Origin of the sequence: Breznakia sp. PF5-3, assembly GCF_029504745.1 — a bacterium.
Lineage (GTDB): Bacteria > Bacillota_I > Bacilli_A > Erysipelotrichales > Erysipelotrichaceae > Breznakia.
In genome coordinates this window covers 1-18575 of the sequence record NZ_JAQFIQ010000046.1, presented here as the reverse complement: position 1 = coordinate 18575, position 18575 = coordinate 1, and the positions used below count along the sequence as shown (strand labels likewise).

General features: G+C 28.2%; 18 protein-coding genes and 1 pseudogene. All 19 read left to right on the top strand.

Translation table 11 applies throughout. The features are described from left to right. Positions 1–174 precede the first annotated feature (174 nt). The 19 genes and pseudogenes from M2475_RS09820 to M2475_RS09730 all read left to right on the top strand — a co-directional run bounded on the left by M2475_RS09820 (position 175) and on the right by M2475_RS09730 (position 18203). Positions 175–867 carry a toxin C-terminal domain-containing protein gene (locus tag M2475_RS09820; RefSeq protein WP_277491241.1) on the top strand — a complete coding sequence of 231 codons (693 nt, stop codon included), beginning with the start codon at positions 175–177 and terminating at the stop codon, positions 865–867. Positions 868–886: 19 nt separating this feature from the next. After that, the gene (locus M2475_RS09815) at positions 887–1396 is read left to right on the top strand and encodes a hypothetical protein (RefSeq protein ID WP_277491240.1); all 510 of its coding nucleotides are present in this window, start codon (positions 887–889) and stop codon (positions 1394–1396) included. Between the two features lie 294 nt (positions 1397–1690). Continuing rightward, complete coding sequence (locus tag M2475_RS09810; RefSeq protein WP_277491237.1) at positions 1691–2029, top strand: hypothetical protein; 339 nt, start codon at positions 1691–1693, stop codon at positions 2027–2029. A gap of 91 nt (positions 2030–2120) precedes the next feature. Next, positions 2121–2285 (top strand): hypothetical protein, encoded by a 165-nt coding sequence (locus tag M2475_RS09805; protein ID WP_277491235.1) that lies wholly within the window; start codon positions 2121–2123, stop codon positions 2283–2285. Between the two features lie 17 nt (positions 2286–2302). Beyond that, positions 2303–2761 carry a hypothetical protein gene (locus tag M2475_RS09800; RefSeq protein ID WP_277491234.1) on the top strand — a complete coding sequence of 153 codons (459 nt, stop codon included), beginning with the start codon at positions 2303–2305 and terminating at the stop codon, positions 2759–2761. A gap of 211 nt (positions 2762–2972) precedes the next feature. After that, positions 2973–3329, top strand: coding sequence for a hypothetical protein (locus tag M2475_RS09795; RefSeq protein ID WP_277491233.1), 357 nt, complete (start codon positions 2973–2975; stop codon positions 3327–3329). A 440-nt stretch (positions 3330–3769) separates the two neighbouring features. After that, positions 3770–4291 (top strand): hypothetical protein, encoded by a 522-nt coding sequence (locus M2475_RS09790; protein WP_277491232.1) that lies wholly within the window; start codon positions 3770–3772, stop codon positions 4289–4291. Positions 4292–4340: 49 nt separating this feature from the next. Continuing rightward, positions 4341–5297, top strand: a complete 957-nt coding sequence (locus M2475_RS09785) for a hypothetical protein (RefSeq protein WP_277491231.1) — start codon at positions 4341–4343, stop codon at positions 5295–5297. Between the two features lie 599 nt (positions 5298–5896). Then, on the top strand, positions 5897–6928 hold the full coding sequence (locus tag M2475_RS09780; RefSeq protein ID WP_277491229.1) for a hypothetical protein: 1032 nt from the start codon (positions 5897–5899) through the stop codon (positions 6926–6928). A 173-nt stretch (positions 6929–7101) separates the two neighbouring features. Then, positions 7102–7230, top strand: coding sequence for a hypothetical protein (locus M2475_RS09775; RefSeq protein ID WP_277491228.1), 129 nt, complete (start codon positions 7102–7104; stop codon positions 7228–7230). Between the two features lie 243 nt (positions 7231–7473). Next, the gene (locus tag M2475_RS09770; RefSeq protein WP_277491227.1) at positions 7474–8493 is read left to right on the top strand and encodes a hypothetical protein; all 1020 of its coding nucleotides are present in this window, start codon (positions 7474–7476) and stop codon (positions 8491–8493) included. Positions 8494–8604: 111 nt separating this feature from the next. Next, the gene (locus M2475_RS09765) at positions 8605–8802 is read left to right on the top strand and encodes a hypothetical protein (protein ID WP_277491226.1); all 198 of its coding nucleotides are present in this window, start codon (positions 8605–8607) and stop codon (positions 8800–8802) included. A 36-nt stretch (positions 8803–8838) separates the two neighbouring features. Then, complete coding sequence (locus tag M2475_RS09760) at positions 8839–9072, top strand: hypothetical protein (protein ID WP_277491225.1); 234 nt, start codon at positions 8839–8841, stop codon at positions 9070–9072. A gap of 11 nt (positions 9073–9083) precedes the next feature. Further along, positions 9084–9536 (top strand): DUF2691 family protein, encoded by a 453-nt coding sequence (locus M2475_RS09755; protein ID WP_277491224.1) that lies wholly within the window; start codon positions 9084–9086, stop codon positions 9534–9536. Positions 9537–10355: 819 nt separating this feature from the next. Further along, positions 10356–11483 (top strand): annotated as a pseudogene (locus M2475_RS09750) (IS3 family transposase). A gap of 357 nt (positions 11484–11840) precedes the next feature. After that, the gene (locus M2475_RS09745; protein ID WP_277491223.1) at positions 11841–13184 is read left to right on the top strand and encodes a Wadjet anti-phage system protein JetA family protein; all 1344 of its coding nucleotides are present in this window, start codon (positions 11841–11843) and stop codon (positions 13182–13184) included. A 1-nt stretch (position 13185) separates the two neighbouring features. After that, entirely contained in the window at positions 13186–13818 is a 633-nt protein-coding gene (locus tag M2475_RS09740) for a DUF4194 domain-containing protein (RefSeq protein WP_277491222.1), read from the top strand. Continuing rightward, positions 13787–17029 (top strand): SbcC/MukB-like Walker B domain-containing protein, encoded by a 3243-nt coding sequence (locus M2475_RS09735; protein ID WP_277491221.1) that lies wholly within the window; start codon positions 13787–13789, stop codon positions 17027–17029. The genes M2475_RS09740 and M2475_RS09735 overlap by 32 nt, the downstream gene beginning before the upstream one ends. Next, positions 17016–18203, top strand: coding sequence for a Wadjet anti-phage system protein JetD domain-containing protein (locus tag M2475_RS09730; RefSeq protein WP_277491220.1), 1188 nt, complete (start codon positions 17016–17018; stop codon positions 18201–18203). The genes M2475_RS09735 and M2475_RS09730 overlap by 14 nt, the downstream gene beginning before the upstream one ends. The last annotated feature ends 372 nt before the right edge of the window (positions 18204–18575 follow it).

The following is an 18575-nucleotide window of genomic DNA, read 5'->3' as shown; positions in this document are numbered from 1 at the left end:
AGTATAGGAAACTTCATACAGATAGATAACAACTATGCAGGAGAGAAGGAAGATGTAGGAACACAGAATCGGTATAACTACACCTTATCTAACCCTTATAAGTATGTGGATAGGGATGGGAATAAGGCAAAGAAACCGAAGCTTGGATCATCACTATTATCTGGTACAAATGCAATGGCCAAAAAAGCCGCAGCTAATACAACAAAAAAGAAAACAAACAATCCAGCTCCTAAGCCAACTCTTGGATATGTAGAGGTATTAGGTCAATTACCACCAATCATTGATACCTTAGGAAGAATATTAGCAGGATTAGCTGCAATTTTGGCAGCAGGAGCATTAGGCTTATTTGATTATGCAGTAGATGGATTTGTAGGGTTAGGAAATGAAGTTGCAAATGCTTGGAAGAAGATGTGTGATCGAGGAGGAGTAAACGTTGGGAAAGGGTATTGGAAAGAATGGGATGGATTGTACCCACCACATAGCCAACAATATCATGAAATTAACAGGTACAAGCAAGAGCAAGCAGATGCGAAAAAGAAGGATAAAGTAAAAACATCTAGCACATCAAATACTGCTTCTGATCCAGGGGATCCTAATAATAAAGACAAAGATAAAAATAAGGGTTCGAATAAGACTCCTATGACCAATAAAGAAGCCACAGAGGCAGCAAATAAACTAGGATACAAAGATACTAACCAATATTCACATGGTCAAAAAGTATTTCGAAAAGGTAATAGATATATTACCCCAGATGTAGATGCACATAGTGGAGGGGTTTGGAAGATGGCTGATTCAATTAAAAATCTAGGAAGTAAATCCACTCGAATGGGGACATATGATGCTAACTTGAATTGGATTGCACCATAAAGTGAGAAAGGACAAAAAAATGAAATATAGAATAACAAAATATAATTCTCAATATAGGGTAGAAAATGGAGCATATTCTGTAGATGATTGGACTTCAGTAGGAGAAATTGGAAAAGAATTTAATGGAACTAAATTAAGTTTAGAGATGTATTTGAGAGTGGAAAAAAAATATTTGGATTCGATTAGTATTATTTTTAAAAATTTTAATTCTAAGAATATCATTGTAAAAAAGATGGAAAAGTATTTTTCTTTTGAAGAAATCAAGAAAAAAACATTTGATATGCCTTATTCAAAAACAGAAAAAATATTTAAAAAAGCAAAAAATGAAATGATTTTGGATTTAGATGAAGCACTAATATTAGCCACTCTAGTTTTAAGAGAATTAATATGGTGTGAATTTACAGATATTAATAATAAATTTAAAATTCAATTTGGCTATGATTACTATATGTATTGTGTATGTGATAATTTAAAAAAGAATAGTATAAAAAAAATTGAAGAATTAGGTTTATTTGTTGATATAATGTAGACGCAATTAAATATTGGACACTTTTCTATAGAGAGGTGTCCAATATCAATGTAGTTAGAAATTAGGTTCTCTTGTACAGGGTTCGGAGAGTAGTGAATATACTGCAGAGAAGAATTGGGATAAAGGTAGTCATGATAGTCCTCAAACTTCACTTGATAAGCACTATGCTAAACACGGATCAGAAGTAGGAGCAACGAGTAAGCAAAATTATTTGAATAAAGCAGTAGAATTTTCTAAAAACTTGAAGGGAGCTACAAAGTCAAAAGTTGATGGATTTATAGAAGGAGATAAATTATGGGACCATATAATGAGTTTGCAATAATTGATCATTTAGAATTAGAGTATGATTATAGTTTTACGGATAAAGATAAATATAATTATGTAAAAATCTCAGATGATTTTGTTAATGAATGGGTTTCCAACCTGAAAAAAATGCCGACGTTTTGGCATAACTTAAATAGGCCTAATGAAGGGTTGGCACGTTATGGAGTAACACTTATTCCACCAAAATCACTTTTAGAATTCTTAAATGTTGTAATAAAAGATGAGAATAGAAGTGAAGTGAAAAAACTAATAGAACTAATTGAAGAAGCCATAAAAGAAAAAAAATATATAATTCATTTTGGCATTTAATTTATACAAAATTAGGCACTTTTTAATAGAGAAGTGTCTAATTTTGTATATTATGAAATCAATTTTTTGGACAGGGGTCGGGGAACACAAGTTGGATAATAAAGATGGAAGTATGAATTATCCACCAAATAATGGTGCTGTACCAGGAAGTGAAAAATCAGTAACGTTACAGTCCAGGTCACCTGGTGGCGGACTACAATATGTCCTACCAAAGCCTATTCAATGGTATTTAGACAATAATTATTTAGGTTACTAAGTGGGAGGAATAAAGAAATGAAAGACAAACTATTTAATATAGAGGAATTGGAAGTTTTTGTAAAGTCTGAATTAAATAAAAGTAAATATAAAAAGGAATTATTAAATGACTTAAAAGAAACTTATATGTTTACAAATTATTTTCAAATAACTAAGCATAAATTTGGTCCTTTTGTTATTATCTATTCAAATGAAGCAGGTTACCATAAACTTGGTATTGGAGATTGTGGAGAACTGCATAAGGATAATAAGACATATACATTATCAGAATTGTGTTTTTCTATTTTTTGGGATATTGCATTTAGGTTGTCTACACCACCAGTATATATAGTAAAAGATTTTTCTGGTGACTGGAGAAGATGGTCTTTTGAAAAAAGACTAGAAATCTTATCATCTATTGATGAAGTATATTATCAAATGGGGAAAAAAGAGATAGCAGAAATTTTAACTAGAAACCCTTATGATGATGGGATGTAAGAATAATTAAATATTGGGCACTTTTCTGTAGGAAAGTGCCAATATCACTGTCATTATCACCTTTTGACTATTTATCTAGGGGGATTTATATGATTAGGTGTTGATGTGGGTTGATCATTTGATTTTAGTTATACAACAATTGAAGCAGTTTGGAAGACTGGAATTGGACTAGGTGCAGTTGGAAAAATAGTGTTAATTGGAGGAATATAAGATGATAAAAATAATAGGATTGTATATATTATTATTAGGAATTAGTGTAATATATTGTAACCCAATAGGAATAATTGAAATTATAAAAGTTCTTGCTTTTTCAATTGGAAATACCATACTTTTACTAGGTGTTTTTTATCTGTTAACTGAATTAGGGAGTTTCAACAACACAGCATCATGGAAGCAGAAAACAGCATATTTTTTGCTTGTCCCTTTATGGATAATAACAATAGCAAATATGATAGTGTTGATAGCAAATAGAAATTTTGATAATTTTATAATAGCTTTGCCAGCTCTTACAATAACATATTTGAATTTTAGCAAAAGAAAGCTTATACAAAGGAATGAGGAAGTATAAAAATAACGAAAGAAAATAATATGGATATTCTGATTGTAAAGTAAAAGATAATTATTGAGATTTTACAATTAGTATAGAAAAATTGGTGATTGTGTGGAGTCAACTGGACTATATGAATGTAAATTAGAATTTTGAAATAATAATTAAAAATAGTCTACTACTTTTTAATTATTATAATCCAAGTATAGGAAACTTCATATAGATTGATAATAACTATGCTGATGGGAAGGAAGATATTGCAACACAAAACAGATATAACTACATCTTATCTAGCTCTTATAAGTATGTAGATAGGGATGGGAATAAGGCAAAGAAACCGAAGCTTAGATTATCACTATTATCTGGTGTAAATGCAATGTCCAAAAAAAGCCACAGCCAATGCAAAGAAAGCAAATCAGCAAAAGCAAGTGGTTAACTCTTTAATTGAAAGGATGTAAAAAATGAAAAAAATAATTGCTTTTTTGTCTTTGATTATCATCTTTGGATGCATAAGGTGTGTTATCTTTGAAGATAATGAAAATTCAGTAAATATAATTGAGAAGTATTTTGACTCAGATGATACTCCTCCTTCTGATGGGATTAGACCAGAATATAAAAACACAAAGCTTAAAATAAAATATAAAAACTTTTATATAGCTATAGTTGAAGATACAAGAGATACATATCATATTTTCTATTTGTCAAAAATTTCTAAAGGAGGATATGTGAAGGGCGGATACATTCTTAATGATGACATTAAATATTTTAAAGTTCCAGGAGAATCAAAAGAAAGCCAATATTTTGGAGTAATAGTTGGTAAAGGAACAGTCGAATATGAGGCAGATGTGAGATTTTTCCAGTATAAGTCAATCACACTAAAAATTGATGGAGAAAATAGGCATTATATTGTTTGGAGTATGCAATTATTTGAGAATCAAAAATTCGACGAAAATAATATTAAATATAATCTAATAAGTGATTAAATATATTAATAGTATATTAAAAAAATAAAGGTAGTAAAGGAGAATGCAAATGAAACTTATTAAAAAATATAGGAGGACTTCTTTATTGGCAACATCATATAGTAAAGGGCTATACGCCCTTTATGTTGCCAAGTATGTAAGGGTTTATAATTCAAACAATGAAAAAATATATGAATTAAGAATAGATTATCCTTCTGCAGGGTGTTTTTCTGAAGCTGATAATTGTTTATTTGTATTCTTCAATAATCATTATGTATTAAAAATAGACTTTATTAATGATTCTGTAGAAAAAATATTAGAATTAATGGAAGATAGCATAACAATGGATGTTATGACAATGGTATCAAATAAAATGTATCTTCAATTTTCTTATTTTGAGGGTGAAAAGCATAAAAATAAATTAATACAATGGAACTGCGATGAAGAAAAAATTATGGAACAATCACTTGATTCAAAACTACATGTAATCAGTAGATTGAATACGGAAAAGACTTATTTTATTGTAACAACTGAATTGCCAATGAAGTCAAAAAAATTTATGACTAAATCATTTTATTTGGCACAAAATGATTTAGTAGAATTAGATGTTTTTAGTTCTAATGATGACATTTTCAAGTATTACAAGTCTTTGAAATACCTAGTTATTTCTGGGGAAAAACATATATCAATTAGAAATAATATGAAAATAGTTTATTTTGATAAAACAATAGATAGAACAACGCCAATTGATTTTGTAATAAATGAAAAAAGTAATTATTTAATGTATGAGATAGATGGGGAAATAAAAATTATATCATTAAATAATTTTAAGGTTATTGATAAATATGAGGTACTTGGTAAAATAAATATTATTAATCCTGATACACTTGATATTGTTGACACCTATAAAGGGAGGATTCCAATAAACAATATGGATTTTATTAGAGAAACAAATATGGTGATTTTTGAAAATAATAATGATGTGGAAATTTGTAGATATATAAGTTTGTCAGGGGATGGATGTTAAAATATAGACTTATTTTGGGTAATAAATAGTATAAAAATAATCACAGCATTTTTAATGCTATAAAATAAAGGATTAATGAAATAAATCTATTTCTATTATTCACTTATAATCCAAGTATAGGAAACTTCATACAGATAGATAACAACTATGCAGGAGAGAAAGAAGATGTAGGAACACAGAATCGGTATAACTACACCTTATCCTACCCTTATAAGTACGTAGATAGGGATGGGAAATTATGGGCAGAAAATTTTGCTAGGAAATGGGCTCATTTATCAAAGGTGGCATTCGAAGAAAAATTAAACTTTCCTCTTTTTCTTTTGACTCAGTGTATAAAATTGCTACAGATCAAGGCGGGAAAAATATTAGATTAAAGAATTGTTAACAAAGAATGTGAGAAATGATGATCCATCATTATATAGTGCGGTTGATGACCTTTGGAATAGCACGGATGGATTAGTAACATATGCAATAAGATTATATTATGATTCAAAAAATAGTCTTTTTGGGTTTAATTATTTATCCTATAAAAATCATAATTCAGCTAAGGATAAATTAGTTAAATATTATAATGCTGTTATATAAATAATGGAGGATTTATGAGAAAAAAGAAATTAAATTTTGGGAGAAAAGAAGTACTATTTATAATAGTGCTTCTTGCAATAGTTATATTTGCAGGTGTAAATTTGTGGATAAATAGCACCTCAAAAAGTATAGATGACTCTATGATGAGTAATATTGAAAAGAAGAATATAGAAGTTTTTTATGATAAATCTCCTAATCTGATTTCTTATGGAGAAAATTTTGATGTGAAATATGTATTTTATAATGTTTATGACCCCATGACAAGTTCATTTGACGTCGTAATGAAAGGGGATAAATTTATAGATATTGAGAAAATAAAATTAAAATTTTGTGAATATGACACTTCAAACAATTGTATATCAAGAGATGTAGAAAATTCACAAATCAGACTGTTTGATTACAATAAAAAAGTACCTATAAGATATAATAGCTTCAGTTTTAGCGATGTTGATAATAATTTTGAATATTCAAAACGAAAAAATAAAACTATTAATATAGAATCGGTTGAAGTTGAAATCTATTATGATGGTTTGGTAGAAAAATTGAATTTAAAATTTAATAAAAATGAAATGATTAATTTATACAAACCTTCAAAAACTATATATGAGGTAGTTGGTTCATATTCTAAAGAAAATGGAAAGATGTATAATAAAGGTATTAATGAATGGAGTGAATATTTACATAATCTATATTATTTTGATAGTTCATTATATTTGAAAGAATTAACCGATTTCACTACAACAATAGTAGAATCGAAATATAAAAAAGAAATTTTATCAGACAATACTATTATACCAAATGCTTTTTGGCCATCATACGGAGATACAGAAATTGAGAATGTAGAAACGGCTAATGAAATATATAGGAATTTAAAAAAATTGTATTATGAAAAAACTGATTATTTATCTTCATCAGTTAAATCTAAATTGATACACGTAATTAATAAATGTAATGATAGTATGAAATTGTATAATGCAGGAAAACTGAATTCTATTGTCAATGGAGAAGAATGGGATGAAAACATTAATGAATATTTTAAAAAATGAATGATAGAATAATACTATCAAAGAAGGGTTAGCGCTAATGATAGATTATGAACTAAATAACTGATAATGCAGGGTTAAGTATTCGTAAACAAAGTACATGGATTATTAATGTTAGAAAAGGGGATTCACCTGTACATCAAGAAAGAGATCCTTTATGGAGTAGCGTGAATTCAATGATAATGGTAGCAGTAAGGAAATATCATTCAGCAAAGAATAGCTATTATGGAAATACAAATTTTATCAGTTATGCAAGAGATTCAAGTAAAGACGAGCAAATTGGAAAATATGTAGCAATAGTATAATTTTTTGGAAATGGATCAACTAGAGAAAATTTAAAATAACCATTTACAAAAAAAGACTATTTATAAAGGAAATAGTTATCGAAATAAAAGACGAATACTCATATGCAGGGAGTTTACAGGTTTTGTTAAATGCTTTAAGTCAATGCTCATAATAAATGTTTGAATAGTAAAAACTAAGATTAATATCAGCACACAAAAAATAAGCAATTCATATTTTTAAAATTATTATGCGAGGAGAAAGAAATGAAAAAAAAGGCACTATTAGTAAGTATATTAATCGTATCTGTAATAATTCTTAGTGTTTCACTGGTTAATTTTGTTACAGATAAGAAAAGTGAAATAAACATTGATAAAATGACAGACTATGAAGAAAAACAAATTGAAAGATTTTACAATAAATCCCCAGAATTGATTTCAAGTGGAGAAATTTTCGATATAAAATATGTATTCTACAATCAATATGACCAATCATTAAGCAATTTTGAAATAGTAATAAAAGGAACAACATATTATAAGATTGATAAAATAATAATTAGTTTTTGTGAAAATAATAAAAATGAATGTAAGAAAGTGTCTTTAGAGAAAGAAAATATAGAACTTTTTAATTTGAAAAATGGGAAACCTGTAAAATATAATAATATAGGATTAATGGATTTTGATGAGTCATGGAAGTACGCAAAAAAAGAACAGTATGATTTAAGTAAAGTTGAAATAGAAATATTTTATAATAATAAATCAGAAAAATTTGATTTAGTAGCTATAAAAGAGTCACTAATTAAGTTATATGAGCCTAAGTCAAAATTAGAAGAAGCAATAAAAAAATATAAGTTTGATGATTATGAATCAATTTTCTTTTCTGAGTTAAATCAATGGGTTCAGTATATTAGGAATATATATTATTATGATTTGGAAATGTACAGAGATAAGTTATCGGTTTTTACAAAAACTTTGAATGAATCCAAAAAAGGAAATGAGATTTTAAAAGAAGAAACTAGAATATTGAATGCATACATACCAAATGTTAGAACTGATGAGAGTTCGATAAATGATTATGAGACATCAAAGTTTATTTATGAACAATTAAAGCAGTTATATAATAAGGATGGATTAGATATTTCATCATCAGTTAAAACAGAAGTGCTTTATGCAATTTATAATGTTAATAAAGAGATTAAATTTTATTCTGAAAAGGAATTATATGAAATCTCAGAAGATGGAAAAGAAATTAACGATATTAAGATATCTGAATATTTTAGTAAATAGTTAAGATCTATTTATAGATTAAGTATATTAAAATTCATACAGATTGATAACAACTGCAGGAGGATATTTTATAATCTCGCAATAGGAGGAGTTAGATTAGCTGGAGGAGGTATGCTAACAATTACTCCAGCAGGAGTTACAGCGGCACAAAATGCAGCAATAACAGCACAAGCAACTCAAATAGCACTGGGTGCTAAAATAATAGCAGGAGAAGACATAACAAACTTTGATGAAATCTTATTTTTAACAAGTGTAGGAATAAGCACTGGTTCTTTCGCACTTATGGGACTACCAATAAATAATGGATAGGGTTCGGGTGATAAATGGGGTAGCCAATCAGATAAGATGTCAAATCATAAAAATGTAAATGGTAGAAGTGGGGATTTACCAAAAACTTCTACACCAAATTCTAGCCAAGATTTGTATGTGAATGGTGAATTGTGGCAAAGAAGATTTTATGATAGTAATGGTAATATGATTAAGGATATTGATTTCTTACATGGAAATGGTTCTGGTACACATACCTTCCCACATGAACATTATTGGGAATGGATTAATGGAACACCAGTTAGAAAATAAGGAGAATAAGAATGGATGGAGCAATTTTACAAGGAAGAGACATTTATTATAATAATTCAAAAATATATTACACTGATTTAAATGTTATAGTTGAAGCATGTAAAATAAATACAAGTCAATATAATTGGTTGATTACACAGTATGAATGTAATTATTATCCAACTGAGGAATTGGAAAATAAAAGACATGATTACATATGGTTAACAGGAAAAGATTTTAACGAATTAATTCAAAATGAAACCCTTCAATTTATTTGGGGAATAATCATAGCGTTTCCTTTAACTACTTCATTAGAAGATGTATTGAAAAATCAACTTCCAACTTATAAAACAGAAAAATACTTTCCTTCTTTGAGTATCATTGAAATAATTTCAGAAGACTCTTCATTTGTTAAAGTATTTTCAAATCAAAAGGATTTCATTCAGAATTTTAGAGATAGTATACCAGAAGCGAGAAATATTTAAAATCAGTACATGCGCGGAGATAGGAAGTATAGTGTTAATGCATAGGAGGTATAAACGTAATAGTAATAACCTGTAATACAACACGATACTAATAACCCTACTAACTAAATACAAGCAATACATAAGAAACAGTACTAACAAAATAGACAAAGTTAGTACTGTTTTTATGTGCTATTTAGTTTTACATATTGCTATAGAAAAGTATATAACTGCAATAAAATAAGTGTATATTTGAATTAGGGTAGCAATTATGTCGTAAGGAAAAGGTTGGTCACAATCGAAATTGCCTATAAGTTTGTATACACTATTCTTCAATTTTGTAGGGTTTCAATAGAAATGTTCGTATCTCCCTATAAAGGTTATCCATGTAAATATCTGTGAAGATAGTAGTATCAATTTTAATACCGTTATTTTGAAATGCTGTTAGTAGATTAATCGTATTTATTAGATAAATAAAATCATTAGGTTGCTGCTCTATCCCAATTAGTATTGTGTCTTGGATTGAAATACATAAATCATTTATCAGAGAAGTTTTAATATCAGTTGTCATATTATATTCCTCACTTTCATAAACCAAGTATAAGATACATAATAGACTTTGTAGAGAGGAGTATTAATACTGACAATAAAAGGTATGTAAGGGTAAAAGAAAACTACCAATGGTTTTATATTGACTAAAAACAAATGGCAGTTAAAATGGTTTATATGTGGTTGTATAAAGGGTATTACGATTACTTTTGCTGTAATTGGATAGGCTACAATAAAGTAAACAGAAAAGATAAGGTTGTCATGGTAAAATAGAAGAGCGAGGAAAAGAAAATGACAACAAGAAGAAAACGTAAAGTATTTACAAGTGAATTTAAACAGTAAAGGGTAAACTTATACCAAAGTGGAAAACCCAAGCCCGAAATTATTAGAGAATATGATTTAACCCCTTCAGCATTAACAAAATGGATTAAACAGGCGGATACAGCAGGATCATTCAAAACAAAAGATAGCCTTACTCCAGAAGAAAAAGAATTAATTGCTTTAAGAAAAAGAAATAAACAGCTTGAAATGGAGAACGATATTTTATGCCCCAAGGGCACCTAGAAGCAAGCAGCTCTGATTACGTCCTAAGTAAAAGTAATCAGAGCAAATGCACACAAATATTCGGTAGTGAAAATGTGTAAGGCATTAAATATTTCGAGGTCTGGATATTATAAATACCAAGATGTGGTAACAAAGGTTGATAGTTACAATGATATTGTAGTTAGAATATTTGATGATAACCAGAAAGTCTATGGAACATGGGGAATCAAGCATTTATTAGCGAAACAAGGCATTTGTATATCAAGAAGAATTGCACGGATTATGCATCAAAATGGGCTTGTATCAGTATATACAGTGAAGAAATATAAAGTACATAAGACAACTGTTAATAAAGCAAACATAGAAAATAAAGTAAATCGAGAATTTGATGAGAGAATGCCAAAGGAAGTCATAGTAAGTGATTTAACGTACGTTAGGGTGAATAACCAATGGAATTACATTTGTGTAATTATCGATTTGTATAATCGAGAGATTGTAGGTTATAGTTGTGGGAAATATAAAGATGCAAAACTTGTGAAACAAGCATTTTTAAGCATCAAAGGAAATCTATTTGAATATGATATATTCCACACAGATAGAGGTAATGAATTTGATAATCATTTAATCGATAATGTATTAGAAACATTTGGAATTGATAGATCCTTAAGTAGAAAAGGAAATCCATAGGACAATGCAGTTGCAGAAGCACATTTCAAAATAATCAAAGCTGAATTCGTCCGCGAAAGAACGTTTGCATCATTGCTGAATTTGGAACAAGAATTATCCGCATACGTATATTGGTTCAACAATAAGCGAGTGCATTCAACTTTAGGTTATCAAAGTTCTGTGGAATATAGACAAAACATGACCTTATAAAATTTGTCTACAAAAGTGTTGCCATTCCATGTAGCCTATCCATAAATGATTAAGCTGTTCTTGCAGCTCATTGCAAATAATTTGGTCAATACTTAAACCTTGTGATAGTGCCTTGTAGATTTCTGTGTTAAAATTGTTCATGGGTAACCTTCCTTTCGAATATTGTTTGGTCACAATTAATTCTACTAGGAACGGTTCCCTTTTTCTATATTAACTATTACTCGTGGATTGGTAGTTCCAAGAGTTTACACAAGATATTTTATACTACCCAAGCATCAGAAAAGGTTATTTTATACTAAATATTATAGTATAATTAAAAATATAAGAGGAAATATATTTAATATTGTGGAGGGAAAAATGAATATTTTTGAGACATTACCTATAAATTTTTTCAATATTTTTAATAATTCTAACAAAGGTATGATTAGTGAATGCTTATTTGTATTGTATGATTATATGAAAGAAGACTCAGCTTTTGCTTCTTTAAAAGAAAATGTGATATTCGAATTGACTAAGTATTTTAATTCACATATTATAGAAACTGATGAAATAGCTTCTGGAACACCAAAAGAAAGGGCAGATAATATTTATAAAAGGCTCAAAGATTGTGGGTGGATTTCGGAAGAACAAGGGGATAATTACCAAATTTATGCAAGTTTTGAAGATTATGCAACATCAATTATGAACATATTATTTCAATTGGATGCAGATGCAGATGTTGAATATTCAAGTATGGTATATAATATTTATTCTTCATTTGTTAGATTTGATGTAAATAATGGGCATAAGATCCTTGACTCTCATTACAGAACAACAAAAGAATTAATGAATAAATTAAAAAATTTAAATACAAATATTAAACGATATATTAAAAAATTATTAAGAGATAATATGAAAAATGATTTAAATCAGTTATTGGATTCATTACTTAATGAATATCAGTTAATGATTGTAGATAGAGCTTTTTATAACTTGACTACCCGAGATCATCCTTTAAAATATAGAAATACTATAATAGCTGCAATTAGTGAAATTAGAAATTCAGAAGAAAAAATTAATTGTATAGTAAGAAATATAATGGATAGCAAAGATATAACATATGAAAAAGCATATGATATTTTCGATGAACAAACAAACTATATGATCGATTCTTTTGAAAGTATATTAGATTTGATTAATGAAATAAGCAAAAAGAATGAAAAGTTTGTTGCTTCGGCAACGAACAGAATACTGTTTTTAATTAATGTAAAAGAAGATATAGGTGGAAAGATAAATGAAATTATCAAATCAGGGCAACAATATGATGGAAGTTTAAATAATATAGTAGAATTGTCTGTTAATAAAACTTTAGACTCACATTCAATTTTTTCATCTAGAAAGCAAAAGTTACCAATGCATTTAGAGTCTATAAAAGAAGTGAAATTGGATGATTTAATTCGTGAGCAAGAAATAAATAGGCTTAAAGTAAACAGTAAGTATACTCAGCAATCAATTGAGAAGCGTATTTTGGAAAGATTAGATGGTAATTCAGTCTTAAATGGATCCGTATATTTTAAGGAACAAATGGATATATCCCTGTTTGTTTTAACATGGTTATACGGATATAACGAAAAATCAAAATACAAAATAGAACCATTAAATACACTTGTAAATACAAATCAATACAAGTTTAGAGAATTTATAATAAAGGAGAAAAAATAATATGGAAGATAAAATGGAACATATTCTTAGGACTTATTCTAATATGTCTACTTATCAAAGGGATAATTTTTCAAGAATTCTCAATCGATTATTATCTGTTAACTATTTATGTGGTGGGAGAAAAAAAGATAGAAATGATTATTATTTTATCAGTGATTATGAATCGTTATTCAGTAATTTTTTAATTTTGATTGATTACAATTTTTATATAAACAAAGCTGATCAGGTTGTTTACATTATAAATAAGAATAATTATAATCATTTGAATATAAATAAAATTTATTCAGTTGTTTTGTTGTTACTGAGAAAAATGTATTTTCAAAAGTCTCAAGAATTGCAAGATACAGAATTTATCAACGTTACTTTGGGAGAATTGCATGCTGAAGTTGAAGCAACGGGGTTATATGATAAAAGAATTAATATAACAGAATTAAAAGAATTATATCAGTTTTTATCGAGATATAATATTTGCGAGCGAATCGGAGATTTAAGAGATGATGATTCTAGATTGATTTTATATCCAACAATAAATTACATATTGCCTATTCATAAAATAAATGAAATTGAAGAAAGAATTCAAAATTATAAACAAGGAGTTAACAATGAAGACATTGACAAAAGTGAAATTGATTAATTGGTATACTTTTGTAAACCAAGAGTTTCAGGTTTATAAAAACACACTCATTACAGGAGAGAATGGAAGTGGTAAGTCAACAGTATTGGATGCGGTTCAATATGTTCTAACAATAGGGACATGTAAGTTTAATAAAGCTGCAAGTGATATAGGGGATAGGACACTGGAAACTTATATGCGCTGTAAAACAGGTGAGGAAGGTAATGAGTATAAGCGTACAGGGGATGTGACTAGTTATATAGTGTTGGAATTCTATGATGAAAAAACAAAGGCTTATCAAATACTTGGGGTAGTTGCAGATTTGGCATCTGGGGGAAAACCTTGGCGTGAATTTTTTCAAATTGTTGATAAAAGCATAAATCAAGTGTCTTTTATCATAAATAAAAAGATTCTTACAAAAAGAGAATTTAAAAACAACTTGAATAATAATTCTCAACAAGCTATTTTTAAGGATACAATAAGAGACAGCAAGCGATTGTTTTCTAATGCGCTAGGAGTTAAAGAAAAGTATTTTGATTTAGTTACTAAGGCACTTGCTTTCAAGGCTATTGATAAAGTATATCAGTTCATTATGGATTTTTTATTAAAAGAAGATTTTGTTGATATTGATAATTTAAGACAAAGTATTCAGCATTATCGGCGAATAGAGGAACAATTAAAACTTAGTCAAAAAGAGTGTGAAACATTAGAACCAATTATAGAAAAAAGTAAAATCCATGGAGAAATTACTAATAAAATAGAAATTCAAAATTTTGTTAAGGAAAAAATTAAAGAAAAGAATTTTGTGCATTTAATATCTTTGTTAGAGGAAAAAGAGAAAAAACTCACTTCTAAATTGGAGCAAGTAAATGCAAACTTAATTCAATTGCAACAAGACAATGAGTTAGATATGAACCAATTGAATGAAGTAAATAATTCTATGTTTAAAAATGAGTCTTATCGTTTGAAGGAAAAGATTCAACAAAGTTTTGATGAAGTAAAAAGAGAAAAAGAAAAGAAAGTAAATGCCTATGAAATATTGGTCAATGAAATAAGAGGAGAAGCAGCACAATTAAAACAGCTGAGAATTCACCAAAAATTTGTAGAGTATGTAGCATCAGGGAATTTCACAAGTAATGAACTACAGTCGTACATTCTAGAAATTATTGAGTCTATTTCAATCAAAAAGGAGAAATTAGAAGACCAAGTTCGTGAATTAATCAATAAATCAGAAAAAGATACTTCTTACTTCAGTGAAAAAATGAAAGAATATGAAGCGTTAAAACAAAATCAATTAATTTATAAGCCAGAAGTTCATGCTCTAATTGAATTATTAAAAGAAAAACTTTTTAATCATTATGGAAAGCATATTGAGGTTAAACCTTTGTGTGAATATTTGGAAGTAAAAGATGAAACATGGAGAAATGCAATTGAGGGTTATTTGAATACGCAGCGATTTGATATCATCGTTGATCCAGAATATTTTGGATATGCAATGCGTGCATATGAAGAGTATAAGAGCAAACATGGAATTTTTGGTGTTGGGATTGTAGATGTTGCAAAATTGAAGCGATTTAATGATATTGATATTAAAGGAACGTTGGCAGAAAAGGTTGATTCCAAAAACATATATGCTAGATGGTATACGAATATGTTACTTAGGTATGTAATGTGTGTTGATGATATAGGCCAATTGCGTCAATATAGAACGGCAATTACAAAAACAGTGATGCTGTATAAAAATTATACAGTAAGAGCATTGAATCCTCACATTTATAAGAATCCAGTAATTGGTTTAGGGGCTATAAAAATCCAGAAAAAAGAAATAGAGATGGAATTAGAAGAATTGAAACCAATTATAGAAGCAGATAAAAAACGCAAGCAACAACTTAGTATAAATTTGAATCAACTGAAAGCGTTAAGATCTGAAAAACTTTCTTATCGCTTACAATTGATTGATGAATATCAGTCGATTGTAAGTAACTATAATATACAAGAGAAAAGATTGAACAAGATTACATTGGATGATACAATTCTTTCACTTCAAGAAGAAAGTGGAAAATTGAGTGAGCGAATAGAAGTTACGAAGCAAAAAATATATGAATTCCATACACAAAAGGTAACAATTGAAGTAGAACTTAATCAATTAGGAAAAGACTTCGATAATAATAAAAGGGAATTAAAGATAATCCGCGAAAGAATTCTTCAATATGAACTTGAACATATTGACGCAACTGAAAGAGCAGATAGGTTGATAATGAATTATGAAAAAAGATTTTCAAGAAATTTTAAAAAAATAAGCGAGGAAATTGAAAGAAAGCAAAGTGAGTGGATATATCAACTAAATACTATAGCAACAAATATTGCAGTTGATATGACAAATTATAACAATGTTTTTAATGTTGGATACGAAAATACAATTGAAGCAATTCAAGAATATATTAAGAAATATAGGTATTTAAAAGATATTGAAATTGTTGATAAAATTGATAAAGCCCGTCAAGCGAAATTAAAAAGTGAGGAAACTTTCCAAACTTCCTTTGTGTCAGGATTAAACGAAAAAATTGATAATGCAAAAAGGGATATACTTTTTCTAAATAAGAACTTATCAAAACGCGATTTCAATGGTGAAACATATGAATTTTGTATTTCTCCTACTTCGAAAACAGGATTTAAAGAATACTATGAAATAATTCATACAGGGAAAGACTATATTAGTGATAATCTATTATCAGAAACATTAGATGAAAGTCAAAGAAAAATAATGGATGAACTGTTTGAACGTTTATCCAGTACTGAGAATAATGCGGATACTGAAAAGCTGCTTACTAAATATACAGATTATCGGAATTACTTGGATTATGATATTAAAATCACAAAATCGAATGGAGCATTTTCTTATTTTTCTAAAACAAATAGAGGAAAATCTGGTGGTGAAACACAGACACCGTTTTACGTGATTATGGCAGCAAGTTTTGAACAAATTATAAAAGACCGAAATTCTGTTGAGAATTTCGGGTGTGTTGTATTATTTGATGAAGCATTTAATAACATGGATGAGCCAAGAATCAAAGAGATGATAAAATTTTATAATGAAAGAGATATTCAAACATTTATTGCAGTTCCACCTTCTAGAGCAAGCACTATCATTCCTTACGTCAATACAAGCTTGTTGGTAATTAAGCATGAAGAGCAATCTTTTATAGAGGTAATTACAGATGAAAGCGTATGAATATAAAATACTTACATATTTTATTGATAAGTATGAAAATAGTAAGTATTTCAAAAGTGGATTTAGTGCTCCATCAAGAAAGATTTATCTTAAAATATCAAAATTGTTTCCGCATTATGGAAAAAGCTCTTATTTTGTCGAAACAGAAAAAATAGAAATTTCAGTATCAAATCTTTTCAAAGCTAACTTTATTTTAAAAGGTAGGAGTAATGAATTTGGAAATAAAGAAGTGATTTTGAATATGAATCAAGATGTCATAAAGAGAATATATAAATATTTAAATCGAAAAGAAAAATCTGATTACAAAAGTAGAATTATAGAGGAAATAGAAGGATTAACTACGTATTCCTTTATTGATGAATTTACTAGATATATTAAAAGACAATTGGAAAAAAATAAGACATTAAGTCCTTATATTGATAATAATTCTTTAGATGATTTTTTAGATATTATGAATATTTTAAAGAAGATGGTGACTCAGAAGGAGGAGATATCATTTAGAAAATTTTCTATTTTAGTGTTTCAGGATTCTAAAAAATTAGAATTGTATAAGAATAAAATATTTAACATAGTAAAAGACTTCTATGAGAATACAGTTGAAACGGAATATGATGCGTTTGGTTGTTTTCATATTTTAAGAAACCCTTCACAAATATATATAAAAGGGAATATCAAACTAAAGATAAATAGTCAAATAATTGATTTAAATGGTTTTAGTGATTGTTTTGTGTTCGCAAGCAGAGATATAAAAGAGCTTGAGATTTTAAGTATCGATGTTAAAAGGGTTATTACCGTGGAAAATCTTACATCATTTTATGATATGAGCACGCATGAAAGTATGATATTATATTTAGGAGGTTTTCATAATTCACTAAGTAGAGATTTTTTGGTTTATGTTTATAATGCAGTACAGAGTGATGTTAGGTTTTACCACTTTGGAGATATTGATGCAGGAGGATTTTATATTTATCAAGATTTGATAAATAAAACAAATATCCCTTTTCAAACGATGAAGATGGATGTTTCCACATTAAAAAAATATCAAGATTATGCTTTGCCCTTATCAACTAATGATGTTAAACGGCTGAAAAAGTTGCAAAAGATATTTAAAGACCCAGTAATAGATTATATGCTATTGCACAATATAAAGTTGGAACAAGAGATTGTTGAATAATAGAATCATATAAGAATTCTCTTTGAAGTTGGATTAGTAATTGGATAGGCTACAATAAAGTAGACAGGTGAAATATATATAATTTATATAGACGAGTTATCAATAAGATAGATCGTCTTTTCGTGTGATAGTCAACTCTTTTTGTAACGCTTGTGCATAAGGAGTAAGTCCACCGTTTGCACGATGTGGTCTTACATGGTCATATTTCCCATAAACGAATTCATAGAGTCTCTAATCAAGTATCTCGTTTGAATCAAACTTATAGAGGTAATAAAATAACGCTTAATTCAACTAAGGAATACCTAAAGTATTAAAAAACGTTACAAACAGGTAATAAATTGAGCTTCTTTAAGGTTTGTCTTGAAATGTTAA